The following is a 21,211-nucleotide window of genomic DNA, read 5'->3' as shown; positions in this document are numbered from 1 at the left end:
CCGCCGACGCACATCCGGCCACCGCGGCGCCTCCGCCCGCCGACGCAGATCCGGCCACCGCGGCGCCTCCGCCCGCCGACGCAGATCCGGCCACCGCGGCGCCTCCGCCCGCCGACGCAGATCCGGCCACCGCGGCGCCCCGGCCCGCCGACGCACATCCGGCCACCGCCGTACCCCGGCCCGCCGACGCACATCCGGCCACCGCCGTACCCCGGCCCGCCGACGCACACCCAGCCACCGCCGAACCCCCACGCGCCCGAGCACACCCGCCGACAGATGACCTCCCGCCCACAGATGGCCTCCCGCCCACCGACGACCCCCCGCGAGCCGAGACGCACGCCACCCTCCCCGGCAGCCCGCTCGCACCGGGCTGTGCCCGCGCGCTCTTACGGGCCGCGCTCGCCGAGTGGGCCGAGCGCGGGCTGCCCGGTACCGAGCACCTCAGTGACCGGCTGGTCGGTGACGCCGTGGTCGTCGTCAGCGAACTCGTCACCAACGCCGTGGTGCACGCGGGGACCGACGTCGACGTGGAGTGCCGGCTGGAGGCGGAGACGGGGGCCCTCGTCGTCGAGGTCATGGACCGTCATCCCTCCCGCGCCCCGCGCGACGCGGCGGTCGAAGCGACGTACGAGACGCCGGAGTACGGGCGCGGGCTGCGGCTGGTCGCCGCGCTCGCCGAGTCCTGGGGCGTCACCTACCGCACCGGCGCCAAGACGGTGTGGGCGCGGCTGCCCGCGTACGGCGCCCCGGCCGCCGAGGAACGCGCCGCGTACGCCGGGGAGCGCGGCCTGCGCGTCGCCGGGATCCTCGCCCCCGAGCCGCAGCGCACCGAACAGGAACGGGACTGGCTGGGCCGCGGCGCCCTGTCCTTCCTCGCCGAGGCCTCCGACCTGCTCGCCGGGCAGCTCGACGAGAACCTGGTGGCCGCGCTCGCCGGACAGCTGATCGTGCCCCGGCTGGCCGACTGGTGCGCGGTGTGGCTGGAGGACGAGGTCACCGGCCGGGCCGGCTGGAACGCCGACGGGACCGCGGGCATCGCGGGCACCGGACCGCAGCTGGCCCGGGTCTGGCACGCCAGCGAGACCCGCATCGAGGACCTGCGCCGAGCCCTGGAGAAGGAGCCTCCGCACCCGCCCGACCCGGCCCGCTCCGGCCCCGCCTCCTTCCCCTGGCCCGGCCAGGCCCTCGGCCCCGACGGCTCCGCGCTGGCCTACCGGCTGACGGCCGGCGGCCGCCCGCTCGGCACCCTGGTCATCGGCCGGGCCGGGCTGATCAGCTTCCCGGACGAGATCACCGGACTCGTCGAGGACCTCAGCCGCCGGGTGGCGCTCGCCATCGGCGCCGCCCGCCAGTACGCCCGGCAGGCCACCATCAGCGCCGTACTCCAGCGCGGCCTGCTGCCCGGCGCGGTCGCCGAGATACCCGGGGTGCGCAGCGCCCTGGTGTACGAGCCGTGCGACAAGGGCGGCCCCAGCGGCGACTTCTACGACCTCTTCCCGGCCGGCGACGGACGCTGGTGCTTCGCCGTCGGCGACGTCCAGGGCAAGGGACCCGAGGCGGCCGTCGTCATCGGCCTCGCCCGGCCCTGGCTGCGGCTGCTGGCCCGCGAGGGCTACCGCGTCGCCGACGTCCTGGACCGCCTCAACCAGCTGCTCCTCGACGACGCCACGGAGGCCGCGGACGCGGCGGCCCGCGCGCTGGCCTCCGCGGGCGGCCGGCCGACCGGCCCCGGCGACGGCCCGCAGACCCGGTTCCTGTCCCTCCTCTACGGCGAACTCGTGCCCTTCGACGGCGGAGTGCGCTGCACCCTCGCCTCCGCCGGACATCCGCTGCCGCTGTTGCTCGGGGCGGGCGGCGAAGTCCGTACGGCAGCGCACCCGCAGACCCTGCTCGGGGTCATCGAGGACGCCACGTACACCAGCGAGACCTTCGAGCTGCGCTCCGGCGACAGCCTGCTGTGCGTCACGGACGGGGTGACCGAGCGGCGCAGCGGTTCCCGGCAGTTCGACGACGAGGACGGGCTCGCCGACGCGCTGGCCGGCTGTGTGGGGCTGGACGCGGACCTGATCGCCGAGCGGATCAAGCGGCTGGTGCACGAGTTCGGCGTACGGCCGCCGGAGGACGACCTGGCGCTGCTGGTGCTCCAGGCCGAGTAACGGCGCGGGTACGGGACAATGGGCGCATGCCTTCCGCACTCCCCGACGGCGAGCCCGTCCCCGACGACGGCGCGCTGCCCGCGTCCGCGCTCGCCGGGGCGGCCGACCGCCCCCTCGGGTTCTACCTGCACGTCCCGTACTGCGCGACCCGCTGCGGCTACTGCGACTTCAACACGTACACGGCGACCGAGCTGCGCGGCACCGGCGGTGTCCTCGCCTCCCGCGACAACTACGCGGACACCCTGATCGACGAGATCCGGCTGGCCCGCAAGGTCCTCGGTGACGACCCGCGCGAGGTCCGCACGGTCTTCGTCGGCGGCGGCACGCCCACGCTGCTGGCCGCGGGGGACCTCGTACGGATGCTGGGGGCGATCCGCGACGAGTTCGGGCTGGCCGAGGACGCGGAGGTCACGACCGAGGCGAATCCCGAGTCGGTGGACCCGGCGTACCTCGCGGAGCTCCGGCAGGGCGGCTTCAACCGGATCTCCTTCGGCATGCAGAGCGCGAGGCAGCACGTGCTGAAGGTCCTGGACCGCACGCACACACCGGGGCGCCCCGAGGCGTGCGTCGCCGAGGCCCGCGCGGCCGGGTTCGAGCACGTCAACCTGGACCTGATCTACGGCACCCCGGGAGAGTCGGACGACGACTGGCGGGCCTCGCTGGAGGCGGCGCTGGGGGCCGGTCCGGACCACGTGTCGGCGTACGCCCTGATCGTCGAGGAGGGCACGCAGCTGGCTCGGCGGATCCGCCGGGGCGAGGTGCCGATGACCGACGACGACGTGCACGCGGACCGGTACCTGATCGCCGAGGAGACTTTCTCGGCGGCCGGTTTCGACTGGTACGAGGTGTCGAACTGGGCCACCTCGGACGCGGGACGTTGCCTGCACAACGAGCTGTACTGGCGGGGCGCCGACTGGTGGGGGGCGGGGCCGGGGGCGCACTCGCACGTGGGCGGGGTGCGGTGGTGGAACGTGAAGCATCCGGGGGCGTATGCGGCGGCGCTGGCTTCCGGCCGCTCACCGGGCGCCGGTCGGGAACTCCTGTCGGAGGAGGACCGGCGGGTGGAGCGGATCCTGCTGGAGCTGCGGCTGCGGGAGGGCGTACCGCTTGAGCTGCTGCGGCCGGAGGGGCTCGCGGCCTCCCGGCGGGCGCTGGGGGAGGGGCTGCTGAAGGGTGGGCCGTACGAGGAGGGGCGTGCCGTGCTGACACTGCGGGGGCGGCTGCTGGCGGACGCGGTGGTCAGGGATTTGGTGGATTGATCACTCGGCGGAGTGAATCGGTGCGGAACGCCGGTTCGGTCCCTAACCTAATTCGTAACCTGCTGCCGGAACTGACGGTGGCGGAAACCGGAGGCTGCGGAGATGACCGCTGTGGACGACCGACCGATGACCACCGGCATCGTGAAGATCTTCGAGGACCTTGAGGTTCCCGAGGGCTTCAAAGTCGAGCTCCTCCGGGGGGAAATTGTGATGATGGCGGGGCCAGACGTGGCCCACAACGACATCGTGGAGGCGGTTCAAGACCAGATCCCCCGACGGCACTGGCGTCGACTCCAGACCCAGGACATCGCCATCCTTGAGGAAACCAGCGAGCCGCAGCCTGACCTTGTGGTGCTTGAGCGAGGTGCCGGACCCGGTCACGGAAGGCTGATGCCGTCCGAGGTCATTACCTTGCTGGTGGAAGTCGTCTCCAAGACGAGCGTGGAGCGAGACTACGGAGTGAAGCGCTCGATCTACGCGGCTGCGAAGATCCCCGCCTACTTCATCATCGACCCAGTCATGGCCCAATGCGTACTTCTCACGGAGCCGGTGGGACATGGAGAGGCCGCGGACTACCGGCGTCAGCGCATCACGAAGTTCGGCGATCTCACGCCGCTGGAGCCCCTGGGCATCGAACTGGACACCAGCGAATTCGCAACGTACGAGAAGGTCAGGCCCCACCGCTACCCGTAACGAAGTCGATCAACTCCTCCACCCTCCCCAACAACTCCGGCTCCAGATCCCGGTAAGACCCCACCCGCTTCAGAATCGCCTGCCACACCGCCCCGGTGTTCTCCGACGGCCACCCCAGCGCCCGGCACACCCCCGTCTTCCAGTCCTGGCCGCGCGGCACCCGGGGCCAGGCCTCGATGCCGACGGCGGACGGCTTCACCGCCTCCCATATGTCGATGTACGGGTGGCCGACCACCAGCGCGTGTTCACTGGCCACCGACGCGGCGATACGTGACTCCTTGCTCCCCGGCACCAGGTGGTCCACCAGCACGCCCAGCCGCGCGTCCGGGCCGGGTGCGAATTCGGCCACGATCGCCGGCAGGTCGTCCACGCCCCCCAGGTACTCCACGACCACGCCCTCGATGCGCAGGTCGTCGCCCCACACCTTCTCGACCAGCTCGGCGTCGTGCCGGCCCTCGACGTAGATGCGGCCCGCCCGGGCCACGCGGGCTCGGGCGCCGGGGACGGCGACCGAACCGGAAGCGGTACGGGACGGTCGTACCGGAGTCGACGGCGGCCGTACGAGCGTCACCACGCGGCCCTCCAACAAGAACCCCCGCGGCTCCAGTGGGAAGACCCGGTGCTTGCCGTGGCGGTCCTCCAGGGTGACCGTGCCGGCCTCGCAGCGGATCACCGCGCCGCAGAAGCCGGTCCCCGGTTCCTCGACCACCAGGCCGGGCTCCGCCGCGACCTCGGGTACGGGCTTGGGCTTCTTCCACGGCGGGGTCAGGTCCGGAGAGTACTGGCGCATTCGGATGACGATAGGAGAAGCGGCCGGGGAGCACTCACGACACGCCGAAACGGGCCGCCAGCGCGTCCCGCTGCGCCCGTACGAAGGCCGCGTCCACCACCGCTCCGTGACCGGGCACGTACAGCGCGTCCTCGCCGCCCAGGTCGAGGAGCCGGTCCAGGGCGGCGGGCCAGTGGGAGGGGACGGCGTCGGGGCCCGCCTGGGGTTCGCCGGACTCCTCGACCAGGTCGCCGCAGAAGACCACCTCGGGGGAGCCAGGGGATCCGGGGACGAGGACCGCGAGGTCGTGCGCGGTGTGGCCGGGGCCCACGTTCGCCAGCAGGACCTGCCGGCCGCCGCCCAGGTCCAGGGTCCACTCGCCGCTGACCCGGTGGCGGGGCGGCACCAGGGCGTCCACCGCCTCCTCGGCCAGGGAGGCGTCCAGGCCGTTGCGGACGGCGTCCTCGCGCAGCTCCTCCCGCGCCTGCCCGCCGTCGAACACCGTGTCGATGCCGACGGCGCCGAACACCTCCGCCCCCGAGAACGCCGCGGCGCCGAGGACATGATCGAAGTGGGGGTGGGTAAGCGCGAGATGAGTCACACGGTGGCCGGTGAGTCGCTCCGCCTGCCCGCGCAGTCGCGCGCCCTCCGTGAGGCTCGACCCGGCGTCGACCAACAGGGCGCTGCCGTCGCCGACGGCCAGCCCCACCGTGCAGTCCCAGCCAGTCAGCCGACACCGCCCGACCCCGGCCGCCAGCCGCTGCCATCCCAGCTCTTCCCAAGTCACCGTCATACGGCGACGCTAGCCAAGACAGCACGTCCGGGCACGGTCTCGCGGGACCGGCCTTGCCCGAGTCGTACTACTCGGCCGTACACTGGGCCGGGGAACTCTGGCACTCGGATGTGACGAGTGCCAGGACAGGCGCCACGGGGACGACTTTCTGGAGGTGTGTGCGCGATGCTGAGTGAACGAAGGCTCCAGGTGCTGCGCGCCATCGTCCAGGACTACGTCGGCACCGAGGAGCCCGTCGGGTCCAAGGCGCTCACCGAGCGGCACAACCTCGGCGTGTCCCCGGCGACGGTCCGCAACGACATGGCCGCCCTTGAGGACGAGGGGTTCATCGCCCAGCCGCACACCAGTGCCGGGCGGATCCCCACGGACAAGGGGTACCGGCTGTTCGTCGACAAGCTGGCCGGCGTCAAGCCGATGACCGGGCCCGAGCGGCGCGCCATCCAGAACTTCCTCGACGGTGCCGTCGACCTGGACGACGTCGTGGCGCGGACGGTGCGGCTGCTCGCGCAGCTGACCCGGCAGGTCGCCGTAGTGCAGTACCCCTCGCTGACCCGCTCGACCGTGCGGCACGTGGAGCTGCTCTCGCTCGCCCCCGCGCGGGTGATGCTCGTGCTGATCACGGACACCGGCCGGGTCGAGCAGCGGATGGTCGACTGCCCGGCGCCGTTCGGCGACGGTCCGCTCGCGGATCTGCGGGCGCGGCTCAACAGCCGGGTCGCCGGCCGTCGTTTCACCGACGTGCCGCGCCTGGTGGAGGACCTGCCGGAGGCTTTCGACCATGAGGACCGCGGCACGGTTTCGACGGTGCTCTCCACTCTGCTGGAGACGCTCGTCGAGGAGAACGAGGAGCGGCTGATGATCGGCGGCACCGCCAATCTGACCCGCTTCGGACATGACTTTCCCCTCACGATCCGGCCCGTCCTGGAGGCACTCGAGGAGCAGGTCGTGCTCCTCAAGCTCCTTGGTGAGGCCGGGGATTCGGGCATGACCGTACGCATCGGTCACGAGAACGCCTATGAGGGACTCAACTCCACGTCCGTGGTGTCGGTCGGCTACGGTTCGGGCAACGAGGCAGTCGCCAAGCTCGGCGTGGTCGGACCGACCCGCATGGATTACCCGGGAACGATGGGAGCGGTACGCGCAGTGGCACGGTACGTCGGACAGATCCTGGCGGAGTCGTAAGTGGCCACGGACTACTACGCCGTTCTCGGCGTGCGCCGCGACGCGTCGCAGGAAGAGATCAAGAAGGCCTTCCGGCGGCTCGCACGCGAGCTGCACCCGGACGTCAACCCCGATCCGAAGACCCAGGAGCGGTTCAAGGAGATCAACGCCGCTTACGAGGTGCTGTCGGACCCGCAGAAGAAGCAGGTCTACGACCTCGGCGGCGACCCCCTCTCGCAGGCGGGCGGCGCCGGGGCGGGCGGTTTCGGCGCGGGTGGCTTCGGCAACTTCTCCGACATCATGGACGCCTTCTTCGGTACGGCGTCCCAGCGCGGTCCGCGCTCGCGCACCCGGCGCGGCCAGGACGCGATGATCCGGCTGGAGATCGAGCTCGACGAGGCGGCCTTCGGCACCACGAAGGACATCCAGGTCGACACGGCCGTCGTCTGCACCACCTGCAGCGGTGAGGGCGCGGCGCCGGGCACCTCGGCCCAGACCTGTGACATGTGCCGCGGCCGGGGTGAGGTCTCCCAGGTCACCCGGTCCTTCCTCGGCCAGGTCATGACGTCCCGGCCGTGCCCGCAGTGCCAGGGCTTCGGCACCGTCGTCCCGACGCCGTGCCCCGAGTGCGCGGGTGACGGACGGATCCGCTCGCGGCGCACGCTGACGGTGAAGATCCCCGCCGGTGTCGACAACGGCACCCGGATCCAGCTCGCGGGCGAGGGCGAGGTCGGGCCCGGCGGCGGACCCGCCGGTGACCTGTACGTCGAGATCCACGAGCTGCCGCACTCGCAGTTCCAGCGGCGCGGCGACGACCTGCACTGCACGGTCACCCTCCCGATGACCGCGGCCTCCCTGGGCACCAAGGTCCCGCTGGAGACGCTGGACGGCCTGGAGGAGGTCGACATCCGGCCCGGCACCCAGTCCGGCCAGTCGATCCCGCTGCACAGCCGCGGTGTCACCCACCTGCGCGGCGGCGGCCGGGGCGACCTCATCGTGCACGTCGAGGTCCAGACCCCGACCAAGCTCGACCCCGAACAGGAACGACTCCTGCGCGAGCTGGCCAAGCTGCGCGGCGAGGAGCGTCCGCAGGGACAGTTCCAGCCGGGGCAGCAAGGGTTGTTCTCGCGGTTGAAGGACGCGTTCAACGGGCGCTGACGTGAGCTGCGGGGCGACTGCTGGGGGTCCGGGGGTCGGCCCCCGGACAGACGCAGTCAGCCGGGGCAGCAAGGGTTGTTCTCGCGGCTGAAGGACGCGTTCAACGGGCGCTGAGGGCGGGTCGCCAGGCCTTGAAGCGCTGGCACATGCCAAGGGGAAGGCTGGATTCGGACTTGTTCGGAGGACGTGACAACATGCCGTCCATGTCCTCCGCACTGACCGATCTCTTCCACTATCCGATCGTGCAGGCCCCCATGGCGGGCGGTGTCTCCGTGCCGACGCTCGCCGCCGCCGTGTGCGAGGCCGGCGGGCTGGGGTTCCTCGCTGCCGGGTACAAGACGGCCGACGGCCTGTACCAGGAGATCAAGCAGCTGCGGAGCCTGACGGCCCGCCCCTTCGGTGTGAACCTCTTCATGCCGCAGCCCGAGTACGCGGACCCCGCCGCGGTCGACGTCTACGCCCACCAGCTGGCCGGCGAGGCCTCCTGGTACGAGACCGAGCTCGGCGACCCCGAGAGCGGCCGTGACGACGGCTACGACGCCAAGCTCGCGGTGCTCCTCGACAACCCGGTGCCGGTGGTCTCCTTCCACTTCGGCACCCCCGGCCCGGACGTCCTGGACTCGCTGCGCCGGGCCGGCACCTTCACCCTGGTCACCGCGACCACCGCGGACGAGGCCCTCGCCGTCGAGCGTGCGGGCGCCGACGCGGTGATCGCGCAGGGCGTGGAGGCCGGCGGCCACCAGGGCACCCACCGGGACCTCCCGGAGTCCGACGGCTCCGGCATCGGCCTGCTGTCACTGATCGCGCAGATCCGCGAGACCGTGCGCATCCCGATCGTCGCGGCCGGCGGCATCATGCGCGGCAGCCAGATCGCCGCCGCGCTCGCCGCGGGCGCGAGCGCCGCCCAGCTCGGCACGGCGTTCCTCGCCACCCCGGAATCCGGCGCGAGCGCCGTGCACAAGCAGGCGCTGACCAACCCCCTGTTCGTCCGTACGGAGCTGACCCGGGCCTTCTCCGGGCGTCCGGCGCGCGGCCTGGTCAACCGGTTCATGCGCGAGCACGGGCCGTACGCGCCCGCCGCCTACCCCGAGCTGCACCACCTGACCTCGCCGCTGCGCAAGGCGGCGGCCAAGGCGGGCGACGCGCAGGGCATGGCGCTGTGGGCGGGACAGGGCCACCGGATGGCCCGCGACCTGCCCGCGGGGCAGCTGGTGGAGGTGCTGGCCGCCGAACTCGCCGCCGCCAAGACAGCGTTGTGCGCCTTTCCGGCCCAGGGTGACGCCTGATGACCGCGCCGGTGTTCCTCGTCGAGCACCTCGACGCGGGCGCCACCGGGCCGTACGTCCTGGACGGTCCCGAGGGACGGCACGCCGTCTCCGTGAAGCGGCTGCGGCCCGGGGAGGCCGTGATCCTCACCGACGGTGCCGGGCGCTGGGCGGAGTGCGAGGTGAGCGGCACCGAGGGCAAGGACCGGCTGATCGTCCGGATGGCGCGGGTGGCCGAGGAACCCGAGGAGTCCCCCCGTATCACCGTCGTCCAGGCCCTCCCCAAGGGGGACCGCGGTGAACTGGCCGTCGAGACGATGACCGAGACCGGCGTCGACGCGATCGTGCCGTGGGCCGCCTCCCGGTGCATCACCCAGTGGAAGGGCGACCGCGGCCTGAAGGCCCTCGCCAAGTGGCGGGCGACGGCCCGCGAGGCCGGCAAGCAGTCCCGACGGGTGCGCTTCCCCGAGGTCACGGACGCGGCCGGCACCAAGCAGGTTGCCGCACTTCTCGCCGAAGCCGACTTCGCCGCCGTCCTGCACGAGGACCGCGACTACGGCAGTGAGCCGCTGGCGAGGGCCGAACTCCCCGCCGACGGCGAGATCGTGCTGGTCGTCGGCCCCGAAGGCGGCGTGTCGCCCGAGGAGTTGGCGTTCTTCCAGGAGGCGGGTGCGAAGGCGTACCGCCTGGGCCGTACCGTGCTGCGTACGTCGACCGCCGGCACGGCAGCCACCGCGCTGGTCCTCGGCCGCACCGGCCGCTGGTCCTGACCTCCGGGAGAACGGCCGTGGAACTCGCCCAAGTACGCCTGCTCGTCACCGACTTCGCCCTCTGCTACCGCTTCTACGCCGACGTCCTGGGCCTCAAGCCGCAGTCGGGCGCGACGAACGGGCCGTACGAGAAGTTCTCTCCCGCCACCGGCGCCGCGGGCATCGCCCTCCAGGACCGGGCGATGATGGCCGAGGTCCTCGGCGAGGTGGGCGACCCCGCGAGCGGCCACCGCTCCCTGGTCGTGCTGCGCGTCGACGACCTCGACACCTACTGCGAACAGATCACCGCCCGGGGCGCCACCCTGGTACACGGGCCGGCACCCATGACGGACCGCATGCGGGTGGCCCACCTCAAGGACCCGGAGGGCAACCTGGTGGAACTCCAGGAGTGGCTGCTGCTGCGCGGCTGACGCGGACGGGGCGGGGCGCGCGGGTGGCCGTATGCGCTCTACCGTCGTGGGGCGGTCGGTGGCAGGCTGCCCTCCATGGGGGCGTTGAGACGAATCCGGCGCCTGCCACGAGGGCAGCGTGTGGCGGCCGTGGCGGGGCTTGCCGTGGTGGTCGTGGGCGGGGTCGCCGGCTGTGAGCCGGGCGGACTGAACACCGCGACCGTGGCCTATACGACCGACCGGACCGCGACGGCCGAGCTGGAGCGGCAGAAAGCCGATGTGCGGTGGCTGAACTGCACGGGCTCGTACGACGACGGTGTGACACCGACCGCGACCGCGAACACGGTCGTCAAGGTCGACTGCAAGGGCGAGACCGACGACGGCAAGGACATCACGGTCACCGGCAAGGTGACGCGTGCCGTCAGCGGGGCCTGTGTGCGCGGGGACCTCACCGCCAGGATCGACGGCAAGCAGTGGTTCCACGTGGAGGGGCTGGGCAACTGCAACGCCAGGACCACCCCGCCGGTGAACAACCCCGGGCAGCCCGGGCCCACCGTCACGGTGACCGTCACCCGGACCGTCTGGTGCCAGGGCGACCCCACCTGCTGGCCCGTCCAGGGCAAGTAGGTCGCCCGCGGCGGTGCTTGGCCAAGTGATCGGAACCCCTGGCCCCGGGTGGCACGCGTGCGTAGGGTGATCGGGTGACACAGCCAGCGACGTCGGGTTCTCCTGCGTATTTCCGGTATCCGCATCCGCACGGCGAGTTGGTCGCCTTCACCGCCGAGGACGACGTGTGGCTCGCCCCGCTCGACGGCGGCCGGGCCTGGCGGGTGAGCGCCGACAACGTGCCGGTGACCCACCCCCGTATCTCGCCCGACGGCACGACCGTCGCCTGGACCTCGACCCGCGACGGCGCCCCCGAGGTGCACATCGCCCCGGTCGACGGCGGCCCCTCCACCCGCCTCACGCACTGGGGCAGCGAACAGACCCAGGTCCGTGGCTGGACCCCCGACGGACAGGTCCTCGCGGTCACCACGCACGGGCAGGCGAGCCTGCGCCGCAAGTGGGCGCACGCCGTCCCGCTCGACGGCGGACCCGCCACCCGGCTGCCGTACGGCCTGGTCGGCGACGTCGCCCACGGAGGCGGGGGCACGGTCGTGGTGTCCTCGTCCATGGGTCGCGAGGCGGCCTGGTGGAAGCGGTACCGGGGCGGCACGGCGGGCAAGCTGTGGATCGACCGCGAGGGCGACGGCGAGTTCGTACGGCTGCACGAAGAGCTGGACGGAAACCTGGAGTACCCGCTGTGGGCGGGGGACCGGCTCGCCTTCCTGTCCGACCACGAAGGCGTCGGCGCGCTGTACTCCTCCCTCGCCGACGGCTCCGACCTGCGCCGTCACACCCCCCTTGAGGGAGGCTTCTACGCCCGGCACGCGGCCGGTGACGGCACCCGGGTCGTGTACGCCAGTGCCGGCGAGCTGTGGATCCTCGACGACCTGGACGGCGCCGAGCCGCGCCGGCTGGAGGTACGGCTCGGCGGGCAGCGCGTCGACCGGCAGCCGTTCCCGGTGAACGCCGCCCGCTGGTTCGGCTCCGGCGCCCCCGACCACACCGCCCGCGGCAGCGCCATCAGCGTCCGCGGCACCGTGCACTGGGTCACCCACCGCTCCGGGCCCGCCCGCGCGCTCGCCGCCGAACCCGGCGTACGGGCCCGGCTGCCCCGCACCTTCCGCGCGGACGGCGAGGAATGGGTGGTGTGGGTGACGGACGCGGAGGGCGACGACGCCCTGGAGTTCGCGCCCGCCACCGGCCTCGCCCCCGGCGCCACCCCGCGCCGCCTTGCCGCCGGACAGCTCGGCCGCGTCCTCTCACTCGCCATGGCCCCCGACGGCAGCCGGGCCGCGGTCGCCGCCCATGACGGACGCGTGCTGCTCGTCGAACGGGAGACCGGCGAGGTCCGCGAGGTCGACCGCAGCGACGACGGCGACGTCTCCGGCCTCGTCTTCTCACCCGACTCCGCCTGGCTCGCCTGGTCGCATCCCGGCCCGCGCCCGCTGCGTCAGCTGCGGCTCGCCAACACCACCGACCTGTCGGTCACCGAGGCGACCCCGCTGCGCTTCCAGGACTACGCCCCCGCGTTCACCCTCGACGGCAAGCACCTCGCCTTCCTGTCCAACCGCTCCTTCGACCCCGTCTACGACGAACACGTCTTCGACCTCGCCTTCGTGGTCGGCGACCGCCCGCACCTGATCACCCTGGCCGCGACCACCCCCTCGCCGTTCGGTCCGCAGCGGCACGGCCGCCCCTTCGAGGCACCGGACAAGGACGAGACCCCCGACAGCGAGGGCACCCCGGCCACCCGCGTCGACCTCGAGGGCCTAGCCGACCGGATCGTGCCGTTCCCGGTCGAGGCCGCCCGCTACTCCAACCTGCGGGCCGCGAAGGACGGCGTGCTGTGGCTGCGGCACCCCGTCCAGGGCGTCCTCGGCTCATCCCGGGCCACCCCCGACGACCCCGACCCGAAGACCGAGCTGGAGCGGTACGACCTCGCCCAGCAGCGCATCGAGCACCTCGCCTCCGACGCGGACCACTTCGCGGTCAGCGGCGACGGCAAGCGGGTCCTGCTGTGGACCGACGGACGGCTCAAGGTCGTCCCCAGCGACCGGCGTGCCTCCAACGACGACGACAGCGACAGCAACATCACCGTCGACCTCTCCCGGATCCGGCACCTGGTCGACCCGTCCGCCGAGTGGCGGCAGATGTACGAGGAGACCGGCCGCATCATGCGCGACCACTTCTGGCGCGCCGACATGAACGGCGTCGACTGGACCGGCGTCCTCGACCGCTACCGGCCCGTCCTGGACCGGGTCGCCACCCACGACGACCTCGTCGACCTGCTCTGGGAGCTGCAGGGCGAACTGGGCACCTCGCACGCCTACGTCAGGCCGCGCGGCGGCCACGGCGGCGGACCCCGCCAAGGGCTCCTCGGCGCGGACATCTCCCGCCACGAGGACAGCCCGCAGGGATCGGCGCGGTGGCGCATCGACCGCATCCTGCCGACCGAGACCTCCGATCCCGACGCCCGCTCCCCGCTCGCCGCACCCGGCGCCGCGGTGCGCGCCGGGGACGCGATCGTCGCGGTGGGCGGAGTGCCGGTCGACCCGGTCACCGGGCCCGCCCCGCTCCTCGTAGGTACGGCGGGCAAGCCGGTCGAGCTGACGATCTCACCGTCCGGCGGCGGCGAGCTGCGGCACGCGGTCGTCGTCCCGGTCGCCGACGAGGAACCCCTGCGCTACCACGCGTGGGTCGCGGACCGGCGGGCGTACGTGCACGAGAAGTCCGGCGGTCGGCTCGGCTATCTGCACGTGCCCGACATGCAGGCGCCCGGCTGGGCCCAGATCCACCGGGACCTGCGCGTCGAGGTCGCCCGGGAGGGTCTGGTCGTCGACGTCCGGGAGAACCGGGGCGGGCACACCTCCCAGCTCGTCGTCGAGAAGCTGGCCCGGCGGATCGTCGGCTGGGCCCTGCCGCGCGGGATGCAGCCGTACAGCTACCCCGAGGACGCGCCCCGCGGACCGGTCGTCGCCGTCGCCAACGAGTTCTCCGGCTCCGACGGGGACATCGTCAACGCGGCGATCAAGGCGCTGGGGATCGGGCCGGTGGTCGGCGTGCGGACCTGGGGCGGCGTGATCGGGATCGACAGCCGGTACCGCCTGGTCGACGGCACGCTGATCACCCAGCCGAAGTACGCATTCTGGCTGGAGGGGTACGAGTGGGGCGTGGAGAACCACGGCGTCGACCCGGACGTGGAGGTCGTACAGCGACCGCAGGACTACGCGGCGGGGCGGGACGTCCAGCTGGACGAGGCGGTGAGGCTGGCGTTGGCGGCGCTGGAGGAGAACCCCGCCAAGGTGCCGCCCTCGTTGCCGTGACCCGCCCTGGGGCTCCGCCCCCGGCCTCGGGCCTCGATACGATGCCGCCGTCAGAGATCATCCCGGCGTGAGGAGCCGCACATGACAGGGGAACCGCAGGACGACTGTCTGTTCTGCAAGATCGTCGCGGGACAGATCCCGGCGACGATCGTCCGTGAGACCGACACCACCGTCGCGTTCCGGGACATCAACCCCCAGGCGCCCACTCACGTGCTGGTGATCCCGAAGGCCCACCACGTGGACGCCGCGGCGCTGGCCACCGCGGCCCCGGAGCTCGCCGCCGACGTCCTGCGCGAGACCCAGGCCATCGCCGACGAGGAGAAGCTGGAGAGCTACCGGATCGTCTTCAACACCGGCAGCGGCGCGGGCCAGACCGTCTGGCACGCCCACGCGCACGTCCTCGGCGGCCGTGGCCTGCAGTGGCCACCCGGATAACACCGAAAGCAACCCCTCGTGTCCGTACGTGAGTTGGTCGTCCTCGGCACCGCCAGCCAGGTCCCGACCCGGCACCGCAACCACAACGGCTACCTGCTGCGCTGGGACGGCGAGGGCATCCTCTTCGACCCCGGCGAGGGCACCCAGCGGCAGATGCTGCGCGCCGGGGTCGCCGCGCACGACCTCAACCGGATCTGCGTCACGCACTTCCACGGGGACCACTCGCTCGGCCTCGCCGGAGTCATCCAGCGGATCAACCTCGACCGGGTTCCGCACGAGGTCACCGCGCACTACCCGAAGTCCGGGCAGCGCTTCTTCGACCGGCTGCGGTACGCCACCGCCTATCGCGAGACGGTCGAGATCGTCGAGGCGCCGGTCAGCGCGGACGGGGTGATCGCCGAGCCGGGCGGCTGCACCCTGGAAGCCCGCAAGCTCTCCCACCCCGTCGAGTCCTACGGCTACCGCCTCGTCGAGCCCGACGGCCGCCGTATGCTGCCCGACCGGCTCGCCGCGCACGGCATCAAGGGCCCGGACGTCGGACGGATCCAGCGGGAGGGCGTTCTGAACGGTGTCCTGCTGGACGACGTCAGCGAGACGCGGCGCGGGCAGCGGTTCGCGTTCATCATGGACACCCGGCTCTGCGACGGCGTGCACGCGCTCGCCGAGGGCTGCGACCTGCTCGTCATCGAGTCGACCTTCCTCGACGAGGACGGACAACTGGCCGCCGAACACGGTCATCTGACGGCTGGTCAGGCCGCCGGTGCGGCCCGGGACGCCGGCGTACGGCATCTCGTGCTCACCCACTTCAGCCAGCGCTACTCCGAACCGGAGGAGTTCGAGCGGCAGGCAAGAGCCGCCGGGTTCGAGGGGGAGCTGACCGTCGCTCACGATCTGCTGAGGGTCCCGGTTCCGAAACGGCGATAAAGCGGCCGTACGATGCTTTGATGTCCCTCCCCAAAGCAGAACTGCACCTCCACATCGAAGGCACGCTGGAACCCGAGCTGGCCTTCGAGCTCGCCGCCCGCAACGGCGTGTCGCTGCCGTACGCCGACACGGACGAGCTCCGTGAGGCGTACCGGTTCGAGGACCTCCAGTCCTTCCTGAACCTGTACTACGAGCTCATGGCCGTGCTCAGGACCGAGCGGGACTTCGAGGACCTCGCGGACGCCTACCTGGCCCGGGCCGCCGCACAGGGAGTGCGGCACGCGGAGATATTCTTCGACCCGCAGGCCCACCTCGCCCGGGGTGTCGACATGGGGACCGTCGTCGAGGGGCTGTGGCGGGCGCTGGGCAAGAGCGAAGAGGCGCACGGCGTCTCCACGCAGCTGATCCTGTGCTTCCTGCGCGACGAATCCGCCGAGTCGGCGCTGGAGACCCTTCAGGCCGCGAAGCCGTACCTCGACCGGATCGCCGGCGTCGGGCTGGACTCGGCCGAGGTCGGGCATCCGCCGGTGAAGTTCCGCGAGGTGTACGAGGCCGCCGCCGCCCTCGGCCTCAGGCGGGTGGCGCATGCCGGTGAGGAGGGCCCGCCGGAGTACATCACCGAGGCCCTGGACGTGCTCGGCGTCGAACGGATCGACCACGGGCTGCGCTGTGTGGAGGACCCGGCGCTGGTGGAACGGCTGGTGCGCGAACGCGTCCCGCTCACCCTGTGCCCCCTGTCCAACGTCCGGCTGCGCACGGTCGACGTCCTCGGCGACCACCCGCTGCCCGCGATGCTGGAGGCCGGCCTGCTGTGCACGGTCAACTCCGACGACCCGGCCTACTTCGGCGGCTACGCGGGCGACAACTTCGACGCCGTACGCCAGGCGCTGGGCCTGAGCGAGGACCAGCTGCGGGAACTCGCCCGCAACTCCTTCCTCGCGTCCTTCCTGGAACACGACGAGGAGCGGCGGGCGCGGTATCTCGCGGAGGTGGAGGCGTACGAGTTCTCGTGACCGGGGACCCGTCCGGTCAGGATCTCGGTGTGGCCCGGGGCCGGCCCGTCAACGCCACTGCGCGGCCCCGCCCGCCGCGTGTGCCGTCGCCGTCGCCTCGATCTTGGCCCTGATCTCCCGCATCACCGCGACGATCCGTTCCTCGTGCTCCGGCGTCAGCCGGGCCACCGGGACCGAGCAGCTGATCGCGTCCTGCGCGGGGGAGTCGTAGCGCAGGGCGAAACCGAAGCCGACGATGCCGAGGACGCCCTCCTCGCGGTCGATGGAGTAGCCGCGCCCGCGGACCCGCGACAGATCCGCCGCCAGTGACGCGCGGCTGGTGTGCGAGTTCGCGGTGAGCGCCTCGTACGGCCCCTCGGGCAGTTCCGCGTCGTCCCGCTCGGCCAGCAGCGCCTTGCCCAGCGCGCCCACGTGCGCCGGCAGCCGCCGCCCCACCCGGCTGATGGTCCGCAGGTACTCGTGCGACTCACGGGTCGCCAGATACGCCACGCCCCGGCCGTCCAGCCGCCCCATGTGGATCGTCTCGCCCAGCGATTCGGAGGCCTCGTCCAGATACGGCCGTACGACACGCACGCGCGGGTCGGAGTCGAGGTAGCTGGTGCCGGTGAGCAGGGCGTGGATGCCGATGCCGTAGAGGGAGCCGGTGACGTCGGTGCGGACCCAGCCCCGGGAGATCAGGGTCTGCAGCAGCGCGTACATCGAACTGCGCGGCACGCCCAGCTCGTCCGCGAGCTCCTGCAGCCGCGCCGGACGGTCGCCCCGCGCGGCGAGCAGCTCCAGCAGCTCGACCGTGCGTGCGGCCGACTTGACCTCGCGGACGCCCCCTGTCTCTGACATGCGTCGATGGTAAGCGGGGACGGAGGCGGCGGACCGGGACCGGACACCGCGCCTTGACGGACCCCGTTCGCCTATCTAATCTCCATCTTCATACGTAGACAGCGGCTGGGTGGGGAGATGACGAGGGAGATGACGACGGTGAATGTCGACACCGACGCGGTGACGCGGCGCCTTGAGGAAGGCATGGCGAACGGCGTGCTGTCCTTCCCGCTGACCAGCTTCCACGCCGACGGCTCCCTCGACCCGGACGGCTTCCGCGCGTACGTCGCGGCCCAGATCGCCACCGCCCCCGGCGCCGTCTTCCCCGCCTGCGGCACCGGCGAGTTCTTCTCCCTGGACGAGGACGAGTACCGCCAGGTCCTCACCATCACGGTCGAGGAAGCGCGCGGGCGCGTCCCCGTCGTCGCCGGCATCGGATACGGCTGGGCGCAGGCCGCCCGCTTCGCCCGCATCGCCGAGGAGGCCGGCGCGGACGCCCTCCTCGTCCTGCCGCACTACCTGGTCGCCGCCCCGCAGGACGGGCTGGTCGCGCAGCTGGAGCAGATCGCGGCCCGCACCCGGCTGCCGCTGATCGCCTACCAGCGGGGCCAAGTCGCCTTCACAGCCGCCTCCTTGAAGCGCGTCGCCGCCATCGGGACGGTCATCGGCCTCAAGGACGGCCACAGCGACCTCGACCGACTGCAGCGCCTCACCCTCGCCGCCCCCGAGGGCTTCCTGTTCTTCAACGGCGCCTCGACCGCCGAGATCCAGGCCCGTGCCTACGCCACCGTCGGCATCCCCGCCTACTCCTCCGCCGTCCACGCCTTCGCCCCCGAGATCGCCAACGCCTTCTTCACCGCGTTCCAGGGCGGCGACCACGGCACGGTCGACAAACTCCTGCGCGACTTCTACGTCCCCCTCGTCGAACTCCGCGACCGGGTACCCGGATACGCCGTCTCCCTGGTGAAGGCGGCGGCCCGGCTGCGTGGCCGCCCGGTCGGACCCGTACGCGCCCCGCTCACCGATCCCTCTGACGCCGACCTCGCCGACCTCAGGCAGGTCCTGACCGCCGGACTCGACCTCGTGGGAGCCGCGCTGTGAACCTCACCATCACGGACGTCCGCCTCACGCCGATCCTGGTCGCCGACCCGCCGCTGCTGAACACACAGGGCGTGCACCAGCCGTACACGCCCCGGCTGATCGTGGAGGTCGTCACGGCCGACGGGATCACCGGTGTCGGCGAGACGTACGGCGACACCAAGTACCTCGAACTGGCGCGGCCCTTCGCGGACAGGCTGATCGGCCGTCAGGTCAGCGATCTCAACGGCCTGTTCGTGATCGCCGACCAGGTCTCCGTGGACGACTCCCGGGTCGCGGGGCAGGTCGACGTCGGCGGGCTGCGCGGCGTCCAGACCGCCGACAAGCTGCGGCTGTCCGTCGTCTCCGGTTTCGAGGTCGCCTGCCTCGACGCCCTCGGCAAGGCGCTCGGCCTGCCCGTGCACGCCCTGCTCGGCGGCAAGGTGCGGGACGCCGTCGAGTACAGCGCGTACCTCTTCTACAAGTGGGCCGACCACCCCGAGGGCGTGGCCTGCGAGAAGGACGACTGGGGCGCCGCCGTCGATCCGGCCGGGATCGTCGAGCAGGCCCGGACGTTCACCGAGCGGTACGGCTTCACGTCCTTCAAGCTCAAGGGCGGGGTCTTCCCGCCGGACGAGGAGATCGCCGCCGTACGGGCCCTGGCCGAGGCGTTCCCCGGGCATCCCCTGCGGCTGGACCCCAACGGGGCCTGGAGCGTGGAGACTTCGCTGAAGGTCGCGAAGGAGCTCGGGGACGTCCTCGAGTACCTGGAGGACCCGGCACTCGGCACGCCGGCCATGGCCGAGGTGGCCGCGCGGACCGGCGTGCCGCTGGCCACCAACATGTGCGTGACCACCTTCGCCGAGATCGAGGAGGCGTTCACCAAGGGCGCCGTCCAGGTGGTGCTCTCCGACCACCACTACTGGGGCGGACTGCGCAACACCCAGCAACTCGCGGCGATCTGCCGCACGTTCGGCGTCGGGGTGTCCATGCACTCCAACACCCACCTGGGGATCAGCCTGGCCGCGATGACCCATGTCGCGTCCACCGTCCCGAACCTCCACCACGCCTGCGACTCCCACTACCCGTGGCAGTCGGAGGACGTGCTGACCGAGCGCCTCACCTTCGACGACGGCAAGGTCGCCGTACCGGACGCGCCCGGCCTGGGTGTCGTACTCGACCGGGACCGGCTCCGGCTCCTCCACCAGCGGTGGTTGGACGACGACGGATCGCTGCGCGAGCGGGACGACGCGGCGGCGATGCGGGTGGCCGACCCGGAGTGGGTCACACCGTCGGTGCCGCGCTGGTAGACGGCCGGGATCACCCCGGACGGTGCCCAGCCGAACGGTGGTTGAGCTGCGACGACGGCGAGTTGTCAGTGAGGTGGTGCAGACTGGCTGGATCCGTACCTCGTCAGGGAGCGCACCGTGATCGCGTCCACCGCGTCCATCGGAGAGGACCACCACAACCGGCCCCGGGTCGACCCGCTGGCCGCCCTGCGCACGCCGGACGACCCGCCCTGGGACGTGTACCTCACGGGCACCGTCTTCCTCGACATCGTCTTCACCGGGCTCGACTCCGCCCCGGTGCGCGGCACCGAGTCCTGGGCCCGCGGCATGGGGTCCAGCCCCGGCGGCGTGGCCAACATGGCGACGGCCCTGGCGCGGCTCGGCCTCAGGACCTCCCTCGCGGCCGCGTTCGGCGACGACCACTACGGCGAGTACTGCTGGGACGCCCTGGAGCGCGGCGAGGGCATCGACCTCGCCCCGTCCCGCACGGTCCCCGGCTGGCACTCCCCGGTCACCGTCTCCATGGCGTACGAGGGCGAGCGCACCATGGTCTCCCACGGTCACGAGCCGCCCCCGGAGGAGCCCGCGCCGGACTGCCCCCCACGCGCGCGTGCCGCCATCGCCTCCCTCACCCCCGGCCGCCGCGCCCCCTGGATCGCCCAGGCCGCGAGCAAGGGCGCCCGCATCTTCGGTGACGTCGGCTGGGACGACACCGGGGCGTGGGACCTGGCGGGTCTCCCCGACCTCGAACACTGCGAGGCGTTCCTGCCGAACGCGGAGGAGGCGATGCGGTACACCGGCACCGACTGCCCGCGCGCCGCCGCACACGCGCTCACCGCTCACGTACCGCTCGCCGTGGTCACCCTCGGTGCGGAGGGCGCGTACGCGGTGGACCGGCGCACAGGGGAGACCGCGGAGGTACCGGCCATCGCGGTGGAGGCCCTCGACCCCACCGGCGCGGGGGACGTCTTCGTGGCGGGCTTCGTCACCGGCACCCTCGCGGGCTGGCCGCTCGCCGACCGGCTGGCCTTCGCCGGTCTGACGGCCGCCCTGTCCGTCCAGGAGTTCGGAGGGTCCCTGTCGGCGCCGGGATGGTCCGAGATAGGGGCCTGGTGGCGCAAGGTGCAGTCCCTCGACGGCCAGGATCAGGATCCCACGGCGCTGGGACGGTACGGGTTCCTGGCGGGCCTGGTCCCGGAGGACTCGACGACGCCGTGGCCGTTGCGCAGGGCGGTGCCGACGATCGGCTTCGGCCGCTCGGCGTAACCACCCCGCGTCGCGGGTGACCGGCGGCACCGGGGGAGAGGGTGCCGCC

Annotated in this window: 19 protein-coding genes; 16 read left to right on the top strand and 3 right to left on the bottom strand. The window is 72.5% G+C overall.

What is annotated here, in order from left to right:
* From ACIBK3_RS22550 to ACIBK3_RS22540, 3 genes are all read left to right on the top strand, one after another.
* The coding region (locus tag ACIBK3_RS22550; RefSeq protein ID WP_399368035.1) for a SpoIIE family protein phosphatase at window positions 1–2,156 on the top strand (2,156 nt) is incomplete at its 5' end.
* 26 nt (window positions 2,157–2,182) lie between these two features.
* Entirely contained in the window at window positions 2,183–3,415 is a 1,233-nt protein-coding gene (gene hemW / locus ACIBK3_RS22545; RefSeq protein WP_399368033.1) for a radical SAM family heme chaperone HemW, read from the top strand.
* Between the two features lie 102 nt (window positions 3,416–3,517).
* Window positions 3,518–4,108, top strand: coding sequence for a Uma2 family endonuclease (locus ACIBK3_RS22540; protein WP_399368031.1), 591 nt, complete (start codon window positions 3,518–3,520; stop codon window positions 4,106–4,108).
* Here the strand turns inward: ACIBK3_RS22540 and ACIBK3_RS22535 are convergent.
* Together ACIBK3_RS22535 and ACIBK3_RS22530 are read right to left on the bottom strand one after the other, a co-directional pair.
* Window positions 4,086–4,898 carry a DUF3097 domain-containing protein gene (locus tag ACIBK3_RS22535; RefSeq protein ID WP_399368029.1) on the bottom strand — a complete coding sequence of 271 codons (813 nt, stop codon included), beginning with the start codon at window positions 4,896–4,898 and terminating at the stop codon, window positions 4,086–4,088. The genes ACIBK3_RS22540 and ACIBK3_RS22535 overlap by 23 nt on opposite strands.
* Window positions 4,899–4,932: 34 nt before the next feature.
* A complete protein-coding gene (locus ACIBK3_RS22530; protein WP_399368027.1) occupies window positions 4,933–5,670 on the bottom strand; it encodes an MBL fold metallo-hydrolase in 738 nt (245 codons plus the stop codon).
* Between the two features lie 165 nt (window positions 5,671–5,835).
* Here ACIBK3_RS22530 and hrcA point away from each other — a divergent pair, with 165 nt between their 5' ends.
* The 10 genes from hrcA (at window position 5,836) to ACIBK3_RS22480 (ending at window position 16,714) form a co-directional block, all read left to right on the top strand.
* Window positions 5,836–6,852, top strand: coding sequence for a heat-inducible transcriptional repressor HrcA (hrcA, locus tag ACIBK3_RS22525; RefSeq protein WP_399368025.1), 1,017 nt, complete (start codon window positions 5,836–5,838; stop codon window positions 6,850–6,852).
* Entirely contained in the window at window positions 6,853–7,989 is a 1,137-nt protein-coding gene (gene dnaJ, locus ACIBK3_RS22520) for a molecular chaperone DnaJ (protein WP_030928419.1), read from the top strand. It begins immediately after the preceding gene.
* Window positions 7,990–8,192: 203 nt separating this feature from the next.
* Complete coding sequence (locus ACIBK3_RS22515) at window positions 8,193–9,275, top strand: nitronate monooxygenase (protein ID WP_399368022.1); 1,083 nt, start codon at window positions 8,193–8,195, stop codon at window positions 9,273–9,275.
* Entirely contained in the window at window positions 9,275–10,024 is a 750-nt protein-coding gene (locus ACIBK3_RS22510) for a 16S rRNA (uracil(1498)-N(3))-methyltransferase (protein ID WP_399368020.1), read from the top strand. The genes ACIBK3_RS22515 and ACIBK3_RS22510 overlap by 1 nt, the downstream gene beginning before the upstream one ends.
* Before the next feature lie 17 nt (window positions 10,025–10,041).
* Window positions 10,042–10,434, top strand: a complete 393-nt coding sequence (locus ACIBK3_RS22505; RefSeq protein ID WP_399368018.1) for a VOC family protein — start codon at window positions 10,042–10,044, stop codon at window positions 10,432–10,434.
* Between the two features lie 75 nt (window positions 10,435–10,509).
* Entirely contained in the window at window positions 10,510–11,040 is a 531-nt protein-coding gene (locus ACIBK3_RS22500) for a hypothetical protein (protein WP_399368017.1), read from the top strand.
* 74 nt (window positions 11,041–11,114) lie between these two features.
* A complete protein-coding gene (locus ACIBK3_RS22495; protein WP_399368015.1) occupies window positions 11,115–14,342 on the top strand; it encodes a S41 family peptidase in 3,228 nt (1,075 codons plus the stop codon).
* A gap of 81 nt (window positions 14,343–14,423) precedes the next feature.
* Window positions 14,424–14,777 carry a histidine triad nucleotide-binding protein gene (locus ACIBK3_RS22490; RefSeq protein WP_399368013.1) on the top strand — a complete coding sequence of 118 codons (354 nt, stop codon included), beginning with the start codon at window positions 14,424–14,426 and terminating at the stop codon, window positions 14,775–14,777.
* Between the two features lie 18 nt (window positions 14,778–14,795).
* Entirely contained in the window at window positions 14,796–15,701 is a 906-nt protein-coding gene (locus ACIBK3_RS22485; RefSeq protein ID WP_399368011.1) for a ribonuclease Z, read from the top strand.
* A gap of 20 nt (window positions 15,702–15,721) precedes the next feature.
* The gene (locus ACIBK3_RS22480) at window positions 15,722–16,714 is read left to right on the top strand and encodes an adenosine deaminase (protein ID WP_399368009.1); all 993 of its coding nucleotides are present in this window, start codon (window positions 15,722–15,724) and stop codon (window positions 16,712–16,714) included.
* A 48-nt stretch (window positions 16,715–16,762) separates the two neighbouring features.
* Here ACIBK3_RS22480 and ACIBK3_RS22475 read toward each other — a convergent pair whose 3' ends face one another.
* Complete coding sequence (locus ACIBK3_RS22475) at window positions 16,763–17,551, bottom strand: IclR family transcriptional regulator (RefSeq protein ID WP_399368007.1); 789 nt, start codon at window positions 17,549–17,551, stop codon at window positions 16,763–16,765.
* Between the two features lie 129 nt (window positions 17,552–17,680).
* On the opposite strand from ACIBK3_RS22475, the gene ACIBK3_RS22470 reads away from it, so the two are divergent.
* From ACIBK3_RS22470 to ACIBK3_RS22460, 3 genes are all read left to right on the top strand, one after another.
* The gene (locus tag ACIBK3_RS22470) at window positions 17,681–18,631 is read left to right on the top strand and encodes a 5-dehydro-4-deoxyglucarate dehydratase (RefSeq protein WP_399368005.1); all 951 of its coding nucleotides are present in this window, start codon (window positions 17,681–17,683) and stop codon (window positions 18,629–18,631) included.
* Window positions 18,628–19,917, top strand: coding sequence for a glucarate dehydratase family protein (locus ACIBK3_RS22465; RefSeq protein ID WP_399368003.1), 1,290 nt, complete (start codon window positions 18,628–18,630; stop codon window positions 19,915–19,917). The genes ACIBK3_RS22470 and ACIBK3_RS22465 overlap by 4 nt, the downstream gene beginning before the upstream one ends.
* A 117-nt stretch (window positions 19,918–20,034) precedes the next feature.
* Window positions 20,035–21,162, top strand: coding sequence for a carbohydrate kinase family protein (locus ACIBK3_RS22460; protein WP_399368001.1), 1,128 nt, complete (start codon window positions 20,035–20,037; stop codon window positions 21,160–21,162).
* Window positions 21,163–21,211 lie beyond the last annotated feature (49 nt).

Source organism: Streptomyces sp. NPDC050287, assembly GCF_044459385.1.
GTDB lineage: Bacteria > Actinomycetota > Actinomycetes > Streptomycetales > Streptomycetaceae > Streptomyces.
This window is presented reverse-complemented; position numbering and strand designations above follow the sequence as displayed.